Annotated in this window: 12 protein-coding genes; 5 read left to right on the top strand and 7 right to left on the bottom strand. The window is 68.6% G+C overall.

The features are described from left to right. Positions 1–544, top strand: a 544-nt coding sequence (locus DM816_RS35525; RefSeq protein ID WP_162908165.1) for an FHA domain-containing protein, incomplete at its 5' end; no start/stop codon positions are given. A gap of 72 nt (positions 545–616) precedes the next feature. Here DM816_RS35525 and DM816_RS35520 read toward each other — a convergent pair. From DM816_RS35520 to ddaH, 4 genes are all read right to left on the bottom strand, one after another. Beyond that, positions 617–1696 (bottom strand): winged helix DNA-binding domain-containing protein, encoded by a 1080-nt coding sequence (locus DM816_RS35520; RefSeq protein ID WP_117214869.1) that lies wholly within the window; start codon positions 1694–1696, stop codon positions 617–619. A gap of 31 nt (positions 1697–1727) precedes the next feature. Further along, positions 1728–2417 carry a Clp protease N-terminal domain-containing protein gene (locus DM816_RS35515; RefSeq protein WP_117214868.1) on the bottom strand — a complete coding sequence of 230 codons (690 nt, stop codon included), beginning with the start codon at positions 2415–2417 and terminating at the stop codon, positions 1728–1730. Between the two features lie 111 nt (positions 2418–2528). After that, positions 2529–3746, bottom strand: a complete 1218-nt coding sequence (gene rocD / locus DM816_RS35510) for an ornithine--oxo-acid transaminase (RefSeq protein ID WP_117214866.1) — start codon at positions 3744–3746, stop codon at positions 2529–2531. After that, positions 3743–4534, bottom strand: coding sequence for a dimethylargininase (gene ddaH / locus DM816_RS35505; RefSeq protein ID WP_117214865.1), 792 nt, complete (start codon positions 4532–4534; stop codon positions 3743–3745). The genes rocD and ddaH overlap by 4 nt, the downstream gene beginning before the upstream one ends. A 227-nt stretch (positions 4535–4761) precedes the next feature. On the opposite strand from ddaH, the gene DM816_RS35500 reads away from it, so the two are divergent. The 3 genes from DM816_RS35500 (at position 4762) to DM816_RS35490 (ending at position 7920) form a co-directional block, all read left to right on the top strand. Further along, a complete protein-coding gene (locus tag DM816_RS35500; RefSeq protein WP_117214863.1) occupies positions 4762–6237 on the top strand; it encodes a sugar transferase in 1476 nt (491 codons plus the stop codon). A 271-nt stretch (positions 6238–6508) separates the two neighbouring features. Then, positions 6509–7255, top strand: a complete 747-nt coding sequence (locus DM816_RS35495; protein ID WP_117214861.1) for an SDR family oxidoreductase — start codon at positions 6509–6511, stop codon at positions 7253–7255. Between the two features lie 350 nt (positions 7256–7605). After that, a complete protein-coding gene (locus DM816_RS35490; protein WP_117214859.1) occupies positions 7606–7920 on the top strand; it encodes an ArsR/SmtB family transcription factor in 315 nt (104 codons plus the stop codon). 185 nt (positions 7921–8105) lie between these two features. On the opposite strand, the gene DM816_RS35485 is transcribed toward DM816_RS35490, so the two are convergent. The 3 genes from DM816_RS35485 to DM816_RS35475 are packed head-to-tail and all read right to left on the bottom strand — an operon-like array spanning position 8106 to position 10931. Next, on the bottom strand, positions 8106–8582 hold the full coding sequence (locus tag DM816_RS35485; protein WP_117214857.1) for a DUF7144 family membrane protein: 477 nt from the start codon (positions 8580–8582) through the stop codon (positions 8106–8108). A 26-nt stretch (positions 8583–8608) separates the two neighbouring features. Beyond that, positions 8609–9733 (bottom strand): YibE/F family protein, encoded by a 1125-nt coding sequence (locus DM816_RS35480; RefSeq protein ID WP_246002544.1) that lies wholly within the window; start codon positions 9731–9733, stop codon positions 8609–8611. Continuing rightward, complete coding sequence (locus DM816_RS35475) at positions 9723–10931, bottom strand: outer membrane protein assembly factor BamB family protein (RefSeq protein ID WP_162908164.1); 1209 nt, start codon at positions 10929–10931, stop codon at positions 9723–9725. The genes DM816_RS35480 and DM816_RS35475 overlap by 11 nt, the downstream gene beginning before the upstream one ends. A 187-nt stretch (positions 10932–11118) precedes the next feature. Between DM816_RS35475 and DM816_RS35470 the strand changes: the two genes are divergently transcribed. After that, positions 11119–11375, top strand: a 257-nt coding sequence (locus DM816_RS35470) for a DeoR family transcriptional regulator (protein ID WP_162908163.1), incomplete at its 3' end; no start/stop codon positions are given.

Raw genomic sequence — 11375 nt, 5'->3', positions numbered from 1 at the left:
CGACCCGGAGTGCGGCGCGTTCGGTCCGGCCCGCCGGGGCACCGGCCAGCCGATCCCGCGCCTGCGCGCCGCCCAGCCGTCCTGCCCACGCCACGACGCCCCGCTCGGCGACGCCGGCCCTCGCCCGCCGCAGCAGGTCTTGGCCGTGCGCGTGGACGGCGTCATCCGCACCCGATTCGTGGTGACGGCCGCAGCCCCGCTGATGGTCGGGCGCGCGCCCGAAAACGGCATCGTGCTCGGGCACTGGTTGGGCGAGGAGGCGCTGGCCAAGGTGAGCCGCTCGCATGTGGCGCTTACGCTTGGGCCGCAAGGGATTATGGTCACCGACACCAGCATGAACGGCACGACGATCCGGCTCGGCGGGGCCGCCGACGGTGAGCTGGCACTCACCAAGGGCGCGCACCGGCTGCTGGGGCCGTCGGACGTCATCGAGCTGTTCCCCGGTGTCGAGATTGGACGGCTGGGCGCACTGTCGAGCACCCGCCCGGTCGACAGCTCCTCGGTCGTGGGCGAGGCCCCAACCATGATCTTCCGTAATCAGTAGGCCGTCCGTCCGTCGCTTCGAGCGCGCCGAGCCGCTGGGCCTGCTCGGCGAAAGGTCCGGCGGCTTGCGCCATCAATAGTCGACTGCCTTGAGCGCGACCCCTCGGTGCGCGGAGAGCCGCTCGGCCTGCTCCGCGATGGCCCGGCGGATGGGAGCCGACAGCTTGCCCCACGGTTGGACCGCGACCGTGAGCTTGCCGCCCGACGAGCGGGGCCGCCAGCTGCCGACCAGGTCACCGTTGGCAAGCACGGCACCCGGCCGACCGATCACCGGCCAGAGCTCACCGGCCCGGTCGGCGTCGGGCACGAGCGTCTTCCTGTCACGCGCCTGCAGAAACAGGTCGTATGGCCCGAGCAGCCGGGCCCCCGCGAACTCGGCCGGCTCGGGCGCGCCGGCCAGCAGCCACCGCGTCTCGCCCGCCACCCGGACCTCGACGGTGTCGGTGGGCCAGCGCGCCTTCACCTCCTTGACCGGTGCGTCCAGGAACTCGGCGACCTGCTTGGGCGTGGCCGGGCCGAACAGGCGCAGGTAGCCCCGGACGAGGTCGAACCGCTCGCCCACCGCCCGCGCCCGCTTGAACCCCTTGATGCGCTGCAACACCGGCGGGGAGGTGCCGGGCTGCAGCTCCAGCCCGGCATGCGTGGCCGCAAACCGGAAGGTCATCTCAAACATATGGGTGGCGTTGCACGCCCGGCAAAACCGCAGATAGGGCGCCGGCAGCTCGGCCGCGACGCGCGCCGACACATCGCCCTTGGTCATGGGCCGTGTCACGATGGCGCGCATCCGCTTGGCCGCCTCGTCGAGCGCCTCCAGGTTGCCGAGGCCGGCCGCCTTCAACGGCTTGGCGGCGTCGAAGATGCGCTTGCCCGCGTCGGCCTCCGAATAGGGCTCGGCCGCCGCGATGATCGCGCTCGTGTCGGCCCGGCGATAGAGGTGTGGCGCGCCGCGCAGGGTCCACAGCAGGATCAAGTCGTGGGGAGCCAATGCCTCCGCCGCTATGCCGCGGATGGCCAGCGCCCACATGCCCCCGTCGGGCCCGGTGTCCTGCACGCCGACGTCAAGGACGGCGGTGTCGTCGAGCGCGCCCCCGCCGGGCCGATCGAGCTGCTGTGCGCGGACCCGGTAACCAAGAATCCACCGCCGATCAACCATGCCTCGAACGATAATCCCAGCCACCGACATTTCACCGGGTGTTATCAGCCTTAAGCCGTTCCAGCGCTTGAAGGGTCCAGGCCTCGACGCCAGCCTTGGTGACTCCAAGCTCGGTGAGCGCCCGGGCGCCGGGTTCTTCGTGCGCTTCGAGCAAGCCGAGCAGGATGTGTTCCGTGCCCACATAGTTGTGCCCCAAGCGCAACGCCTCGCGCACGACAAGCTCGTGCACCTTCTTCAGCCCAGCAGAGTAAGGCACGTGACGGGCGATGGGCTTTGCCGATGGCGGGAGCCCGGCCACGGCCGCCTCCGCGACCGCGTCCTTGGTAAGCCCGGCGGCAGCGAGGGCCTGCCCGGCGAGCCCTTCCCACTCGGCCAACAGGCCGAGCACCAGGTGCATGCTCGTGACCTCCTGATGGCCCCGGTTGCGGGCCTCGTTCTGCGCCTTCAGCACGGCGATCTTGGCCCGATCGGTGAACCGGTCGAGCGAGCTTTCCCCCGCCACGAACCGCTTCTGGGCGGCCTGCTTGGTCACGCCCATGCTCTGGCCGATCATCGTCCACGACGCGCCGCCCCGCCGCGCCTGGTCCACGAAGTGGCCGACCAGGTGATCGGCGAGCTCATCGAGGTGGCCCGCGAGGGCGCATGCCTCGCCGAGGTGATCGAGGGCTGTGCCGTCGGGGTGCCTCCCCTTGACCTGTGTGATCAGCTCATCGAGTGTCATGCCGTCAACCTTAAGTTGACGGCATGACGAGCGTCAACCCCGAGTTGACGATCCTCGGTCAGTTGACCATGAAGTTATGGCGACGACACGCCGCCGAACATGGACTTAAGTTCATGATCGACCGGAAGGTTGGTGGAGGGTGGTTTCCAGGCGGTCGAGGGCGAAGTCCAGTTCGGGCTCAGTGATGACCAGTGGGGGTGCCAGGCGCAGCGTGGAGCCATGCGTCTCTTTGACGAGTACGCCGTGGGCCATCAGTGCCTCCGCCGCCTGCCGCCCGGTCATGAGCGACGGGTCGATGTCCACACCCGCCCACAGCCCGCGCCCCCGCACGGCCGTAATGCCTTGCCCCACAAGCGAATTCAGCCGTGCATGCATCAGCGCGCCCAGCTCCGCCGACCGCTGCTGATATTCGCCCTTTTCGAGCAGCTTCACGACCTCAATCGCCACGGCGCACGCCAGCGGGTTGCCGCCGAACGTCGAGCCGTGCTGTCCGGGCTTGAGCACCCCCAAAACGGAACGCGACGCCGCGACCGCCGACACGGGCACGATCCCGCCGCCGAGCGCCTTGCCCAGGATGTGCATGTCGGGCTGCACGCCATCGTGGTCCACCGCGAACGTGTAGCCGGTCCGCCCCAGTCCGCTTTGGATCTCATCCGCCAGGAACAGCACGTTGTTGGCCGTGCACAACTGACGCACACCCGCCAGGTACCCATCCGGCGGCACGATCACCCCGGCCTCGCCTTGGATCGGCTCCAGCAGCACGGCAACCGTGTGCTCGTCAATCGCGTCGGCCAGCGCATCCAGATCCCCGAACGGCACGACCGCAAAACCCGGCGTATAGGGGCCGTAGTCGTCCCGCGCGTCCGAGTCGGTCGAGAACGAAACGATGGTGGTCGTGCGCCCGTGGAAGTTGTTGGCCGCCACGATGATCCGGGCCCTGCCCGCAGGCACTCCCTTGACCTGATATCCCCACTTGCGCGCGACCTTGACGGCACTCTCGACCGCCTCGGCGCCCGTGTTCATCGGGAGCACGAGATCCTGCCCGGTGAGCTCGGCCAGCCGGTGGCAGAACTCCGCGAAGTGGTCGTGAATGAACGCGCGACTGGTCAGCGTGAGCCGGTCGAGCTGAGCGTGCGCGGCCGCGATGAGCGCCGGGTGGCGGTGGCCGAAGTTGAGCGCCGAGTATCCGGCGAGGCAGTCCAGGTAACGCTTTCCGTCCACGTCCGTCACCCACGAGCCCTCCGCCGACGCGATGACGACCGGCAGCGGGTGATAGTTGTGCGCGGTCCACCGCTGCGCGTCGGCAACCGACGATGGTGTGAGTTTCATGACCGCAACTCCAGGGTGCAGCACTTGGGCCCGCCACCGGCGAGGCGCAACTCGGAGACGTCCACCGGGATTGGGTTGTATCCGGAATCCTTCAACGCCTGCTGCAGATGTTTCGCCTGCACGGGCAGCACGACGTTGTGCCCGTCGGACACGGCGTTGAGTCCTAACACGACACCGTCCTCTTCGTTGGCGATGACCGCGTCGGGGAACAGCTTGCGCAGGATCTGCTGGCTGCCGGGCGAAAACGCCTCGGGCAGATAGGCGATGTTGTTCTGCGACAGCACGGTGAGGGCCGTGTCGAGGTGGTAGAAGCGCGGATCCACCAGCTGCAGCGCGATCGCGGGGCGGCCGAACAGCTCCTGCGCCTCGAGGTGGGCCGCATGAGCGGTGCGGAAACCGGTACCGGCCAAAAGGAATTCACCGGCGAGAAGAAGATCGCCCTCACCTTCATTCACGTGCTTTGCTTCCTGTACCTCGAAGCCGGCGCGCTCCGCCCAGTCTCGATATGCCGGGGCCTCGTCGGCGCGCTCGGCGTGCCGGAACTGCGCCGTATACATCTTGCCGTCGATGACCGTCCCGCCGTTGGCGGCGAACACCATGTCCGGCAAGCCCGGGAGTGGATCGATGAACTCGACTTTGTGCCCCAACTGGTCATAGGCTTGCACCAATGTCTCCCACTGGCTGATGGCCAAGGAGGTGTCGTAAGGAGCGGACGGGTCCATCCACGGGTTAATCCGGTAGGTGACGGCAAAGTATGTCGGCCGACACATCAGGAAGCGCCTCTGCATGCGTCAACGCTAATTCGGTTGGCATTGCGGCCACTACGCGTGACACGTGCTTGTAAGGGGTCATTCGTTGCGTATTCGCACCGCTTGACCAACGATTTGTTGCGCGTCCCTCCACCGAACCGATACGTCCTCTGACGGCTTTCCGTCTGAACGATCCGTGGCTGGATGATCTGCAATAAGGATGGCACAGCCGGGGAGATATGGTGTGGTCTAACCAGGGGGCAAGGATGACAACTGCGCAGGTCAGCGCAACATTATGGGGCGGGCCAACAGCCGCGGTGTCCCTTACCCGCAGACGCCTCCGCAGCTATGTCCGAACGGTTATGCTCGTCGATACGTTGGTCATCGTTGTGGCGACGATCGGCGGCTACTTCGCGCGGTTCGCCGACACGAGCGGACCGGTCGGTGACGCTCCCCCATACGAAATCATCGGTCCTTTCATCGTTGTCGCGTGGTTGCTGTCTCTTCGGTGGATGCGGTGCTACGACCCGCGGGTGCTCGGCTACGGCGCCGAGGAGTACCGCCAGGTGTTGCAGGCCAGCTTCCGCCTGGCAGGCACGCTGGCCATCGCCGACTATGTCTTCCGCAGCGACGTTTCCCGGCTCTTCCTCGCTTTTGCGTTTTTGATCGGTACCGGGGGATTGCTCCTGTTGCGCTGGATCGCGCGCCGATCCTTACATAAGGCACGGGCCGCGCATCGGGGATGGTCCCACCGCGTCCTGGTCGTCGGTGACGTCCCGCACGTGATGGAGCTGGTGCGCCAGTTACGGCGCGAGGCGTGGACCGGCTATCAGGTTGTGGGAGCATGCATCCCACACGCGCTTGCCACACCGCAACCGCAGCATCTCAACGACATCCCCGTCGTGGGCTCGTTCCGCACCATCGTCGAGGCGGCCACGGCCAGCGGGGCCGACACCATCGCCGTCACCGCTTCGGCCGAGCTCACCGCATCGCGCCTGCGCCGGCTCGGCTGGCAATTGGAAGGCAGCGGCATCGACCTCGTCGTAGCGCCGGCGCTGACCGACGTGGCGGGCCCACGCATCCGCACGCGCCCGGTGGCCGGGCTGCCGCTCATCCACGTGGAACCGCCCGACTTCACCGGCGGGGGCAAAATCGTCAAGGGGCTCACCGACCGGCTCATCGCCATGGCGGGGCTGCTGATCCTGTCCCCGCTGATGCTGCTGATCGCGTTGGCCGTCAAGCTCACCAGCCGTGGGCCCGTCCTGTTCAGACAGCGGCGGGTCGGGCAGGACGGCGAGGAGTTCGACGTGTTCAAATTCCGCACCATGGTGACCGGTGCGGACCGCATGGTGGAGCAGCTGGCCGCGCTCAACGAGGGCAACGGGCTACTGTTCAAAATCCGCAATGACCCACGCGTGACCCGGGTCGGGCGGGTGCTGCGCCGATACTCCCTGGACGAGTTGCCACAATTGTTCAATGTGCTCGGCGGATCGATGAGCCTGGTCGGTCCGCGCCCGCCGCTGCCCAGCGAGGTGGCGCAGTACGACGGCGACGTGGCGCGGCGGCTGCTGGTCAAACCGGGCATCACCGGCCTGTGGCAGGTCAGCGGCCGGTCGGACCTGAGCTGGGAGGACGGCATCCGGCTCGACCTGTACTACGTCGAAAACTGGAGCCTCACCACCGACCTGCTCATCATGTGGAAGACCCTCGGCGCCGTCCTCCGCGCGCGCGGCGCCTACTGACCGTCGTTGGCGGCTGCCTGCCAAGGATCGGCGATCTCGACTCCCATAGGGCGAAGTCGGCTACGTTGCGCGTCACGCCCATGCGACCACGTTCCTGTCCGCAAGGTCAGGTGGTCGATGTACGCACGGATGCGGTAGAGGAACGCGCAGGCCGCCGCCCGGTGTCATCCGTGCTGTCACCGAAAAGATACGGTCACGTACATGAGCGAGGGCTTGCCCGAGTAAATCGATGGCCGGGGCTCCTGGAGCGTAGCGGAGGAAGCAGAAGCATATGAGAGTTGCTGTGGTGACCGGCGCGGGCCGGGGGATTGGCGCCGGTACGGCTGCGCGCCTCGCGGCCGACGGGTTCGCCGTGGCGGCCGTCGACCTGACGGCCGAGCAGTGCGCCGAGACGGTCGCGACCATCGCGCGCGAGGGTGGGCGGGCGATTGCCGTGGGCGCGGACGTGTCGTCGGCGTCCGATGTGGAGGCCGCGTTCGAGCGGATCGCCGGCGAGCTCGGCCCGCCCGCCGCACTGGTGAACAACGCGGGCGTGCTGCGCGACAACCTGCTGTTCAAGATGTCCGACGACGACTGGGACACGGTGATGGCGGTGCACCTGCGGGGCGCGTTCCTGTGCAGCCGTGCCGCGCAGAAGTACATGGTCGAGCAAAAGTACGGCCGAATCGTGAACCTGTCGAGCACGTCGGCACTTGGCAACCGCGGCCAGGCCAACTACGCGGCCGCGAAGGCGGGCATGCAGGGGTTCACCAAGACGCTCGCGATCGAGCTGGGCCCGTTCGGTGTCACGGCCAACGCGGTCGCGCCAGGCTTCATCGTGACCGAGATGACCGCGGCCACGGCAGCGCGGGTGGGCGTGGATTTCGAGGAGTTCCAGGCGGCACGGGCGGCTGAGACACCGGTGCGCCGGGTGGGCTATCCGGCCGATGTGGCGCACGCGATCTCGTTTCTGGTGAGCGAGGGCGCGGGCTTCGTGACCGGTCAGGTCATCTACGTCGCTGGTGGCCCGCGCGGCTGAAGCGCTCTATCTAACTGAATGAATGCGTGTTGCCGGTGCGGCCTGCTCGCCTCCGCGCATGACCGTCGCATGCGGCCGGCGTCGCCCGACGGCGTGGATTCCCTCGGTCAGCCGGGTCGACGCCGGAGTCTGGATTGCCAACGGCGACAACGCTTTTGCGGATCGGAGGGGCCGCGCAAGCTCACCTTCGTACCAGGCCCGAGCGCGCCGACGGCACTCTGCCTGGACGACAACGACCCCGTTCGACACGGTCGGGTCCACCGGACTGTTCTGGTTGGACATCCCGCTTCGCTAGGTCCACGTCTTTATAGGCGTTGACGAGCATATGCCCGAAATGGCATACTAGCTCCATGGCAGTTGATGTGTTCGCAGTGATCGCGGAGCCCACCCGGCGCCGCATCCTGGATAGGCTGCGCCTGTCGGAGAGCAGCGTCACTGAGCTGGTCAAGCTGCTGGAGGTCAGTCAGCCCACGATGTCCAAGCATCTGCGGGTGCTGCGCGAGGCCGGGTTCGTCTCCAGCCGGATCGAGGCGCAGCAGCGCATCTATCGCATCGAAGCCCAGCAGTTCCGGGCGATCGACGACTGGCTCACGCCCTATCGCCAGTTGTGGGGCACGCACTTGGACGCCCTTGAGCGTCACCTGGACGGTCAGCAGGACCGGTGAACCGAGAGCCAAACCGAGACGCGTTCCGGCCGAGCCCGCTGGCTGCGACGATGACCCGTGCCGGGCGGCCCACCGCCTCGGGGTAGCCGATCGGCCCCGATTCGCGCGGCGGACGCGCTCAACTACGGCTGGGGAACAGGCCGTGAGGCCGGCCGGCTATGCATCCACATTGGACGCGCCATGGCCTAGGGGCGGTCGTGCTCGTCGTCGTCTTCCCGGGGCGGGGGCTCGGGGGTCACCGGCTCGACGTGCAGGGGTGGCAGCAGCGCAGCCCGGCCACGGCCCTTGACGACGAGGGCATAGATGATGAGCACGGCGAAGGCGACGTTGATCAGCGACCAGGTCGGGATCATGTTCACGTAGATCATTTGGAAGATGGCGGAGGCGCCGGCGAGACCGACCGCGACCGGGCTGGCCCAGTCGGAATATTCGAACTCGAGGCCGACGAACAGCACCACCCCGACGGCCGTCAGGACCAGGCCCAGCAGCAGGTGCAGCACGCCCCAGCCGGTCAGGTTGAGGAAGAAGAAGTACCCGCCGTATTGACCGCCGTAGCGTTCGTTGAACATCGTCAGGAGCCCCTCGACGATGTTGAACACGCCCAGCAGCGTAGTGATGATGCCCGCGAACGCGGGCCAGCGGGTGTCTTCTTCGTCCTCCATATCAGCACGTTAACCCCGATAAGGTGCTAAGTCCGGCGTTTGGTCGTGATCCATGCGGCCAGGGCCGTGGTGATCGGCACGGCGGCGATCAGGCCCAGCGTGCCGACGATGCCGCGCACGATCTCGGCCGAGATCGCCTGCGTGGTCACCACGTCCATGGCGCCCGTGCCACCCACCACGATCAGGAGCATGAGCGGCAGCGACGCACCCGCGTACGCCAGGATGATGGTGTTGACGACCGCCGCCACGTGCGCCCGCCCGACCCGCAGCGCCGACGTGTAGAGCCGGCGTGCGGGCAGGGTCGGGTCGGCCAGCGCCAGCTCGTTGACGATCGCGGTCTGGGTGACGGTCACGTCGTCGAGCACGCCCAGCGTGCCGATGATGATCCCGGCGAGCAGCAGCCCGCGCAGATCCACTCCGGACAGCACATTGGTCAGGATCGCCGCCTCCTCGGTGCCCCCGCCGGTCAGGCGCAGCGCGTCCGTGACGAACAGTCCCAGCACCCCGGTCAGCACGAGCGCGCCCAGGGTCCCGAGCACCGCCACCGAGGTCGAGACGCTCACGCCGTGTGTGAGATAGATGACCGCGAACATGATGGCCGCCGCGCCCACGATCGCTACCAACAGTGGCGGTGACCCCTGCTGGATCGCCGGCAACACGAACGCGAGCAACAGTCCAAACGAGACGGCCAGGCCCACCAGGCTGGTCAGCCCGCGCCAGCGGGCGAACCCGATGACCGCCGCCGCGAACAGCGCGACCAGGATCAGCAGCCCGCGCGACCGGTCGTGGTCGACGACGGCGTAGCGCCCGTCCCCGCCTCGCACCACGACCCGGTCGCCCACGCCGAGCGAGGGCGCGGTCTGGCCCGACGGCACGGTCGCGTCGACCACCTGGTCGCCGATCCGCACGCGCGCCGTGCCGCACGGCCCGCCCGGCGTCGCGGGTGTCCCGACGGGACACGGCGGGGTTGTCGACTCGACCGTGCCGTGCAGGATTCCGGGCTGGGTGGCCTGGCGGCTCACCGGGCCGGGCCAGAGCGCGATCAGCCCGACAGCGGTGGCCACGACGAGGGGCACGAGGATGGCCGCGATGATGCGCCGCACGCGCGGCGGTGCGGGCGGAATTTCCGGATGTGGATGGTCATGCCCCATTTCCTGAACGTACCCGCCACAGCCCCAGCCGGCCCTGGGATGTGGAACAAAGCAGCAGGTGCCGCTCGTACAGGCACTCGGACAGCTCGTGCGGCACGCTGGCGATGATCAGCAGCCCGTCGGGACGCAACTGCGCCAGATAGGACCGGCCATGCGTGGGCCACACCAACAGCGGCGGCACGCTGCCCGACGCGTTGCCGGACACCGTGTACCACCCCGACAGCGGAATCCGTCGCCGCCCGCTGATCGGATCGAGGGTCTCCACCGCCGGTGAACCGTCCGAGCCGTCGGCCAGCACCATGAGCCCCGCCGGGGTGGCCACGGCCGCGTTGCCCTCGGGCAGCGCCCGCAGCACCTGCCCGCCGCGCGGGTCGACGATCAGCGTGCGCTCGCCGTCCTCGATGCGCGCGCAGATCACCGGGCCGCAGTCGCGCCACTGGCTCCAGTTCACCGTGGGGGAGGCGGGCCGCAGCGTGGCCCGGTCGAGCCACACGCTGTCGAGCCTGCCGCGGATGACTATCCGATCGCGACCGACCAGCAGCCGGGGCTTGTCGGGCAGGGTCACCCGGGCCGTTGCGATCACCGCGCCCGTGCTCAGCTTGCGCTCGCTGATCTCGCCATCGCCGGTGAGCACCAAGATGCTCCCGCTGTCGGGAAACGGTTGCGCCGCAATGGCACCGGCCGACCAGCGCTCCCGCAGCGTCGCGGCGTCGAACACGTTCACGCTGTGCGGCCGGTTCACGAGCACGGCCGCATCGTCCACAACCGACAGTTGACCGGGTGCACTCCACTCCTGCCGCCCGGTGGCCGGGTCGAACCCGATCGTCGTCGTCTGCCCCGCGCTGTCGGCGGTCACGTGGACGAGCCCGCCGGCCCGCTGGATGCTCAGCACGTCGGTCGTCGCATCGATCTGAGCGCGCCACCGCGGCCGCCCGTTCAGCTCGAACGCGGACACCCAGCCGAAGTGGGTTGCCACAACGATGATGTCGTCGAAGACGACCCGTTCACCGCCGGTGTCGGGCACCGCGAGCAGGCCCAGCTCGGTCACGCTCGGCGCCGGCGGGACACCGGGCGAACCGGCGAGCACCAACGGGAGCAGCAGCAGGACGAGGAACGCGGGCTTGGACCGGCGGCCGGGACGGGGGGCGGACGCCGGCGGCGCCCACTCTTCCCCGAGGTCGATGACGATCTCACGCATGCCGCAGCCCCTCAGTGCCTCATGGCGGCGGGCGTCTCGCCGCGGCCGCCCGCTAGGCCGTGTGGCCGCGTGGCCGTGTGGCTGCGGCAAGGGCATTCCAAGTAACACTCCGCCCGCTCCGCCGGGGAAGCCGCAAGCCATCCCTCCAGCGCCCGCCCGGCCCAATCCAAAGGATTATGGTGGGCACGTGTTAGCTCAGCAACGGCAGGCCGCCATCCTCGACCGGGTCCGGCAGCACGGGGGCGTGCGGGTCAGCGATCTCGTGGCCGAGTTCGGCGTGTCCGACATGACGATCCGCCGCGACCTTGAGGCGCTGGCCGAGCAGGGCCTCGTGGACAAGGTGCACGGCGGGGCGACGGCGGTGCGGCCCGGCTCGACCGAGGAACCGGGGTTCGCCGCGAAGTCGGTGCGCCACCGGGCGGAGAAGGCGGCGATCGCGGCGCG

It is taken from the genome of Allorhizocola rhizosphaerae (assembly GCF_003426775.1).
In the GTDB taxonomy this organism is placed as follows: Bacteria; Actinomycetota; Actinomycetes; order Mycobacteriales; family Micromonosporaceae; genus Allorhizocola; species Allorhizocola rhizosphaerae.
The sequence above is the reverse complement of the archived record's forward strand: the minus strand, read 5'-3'. Positions and strand labels throughout refer to the sequence as shown.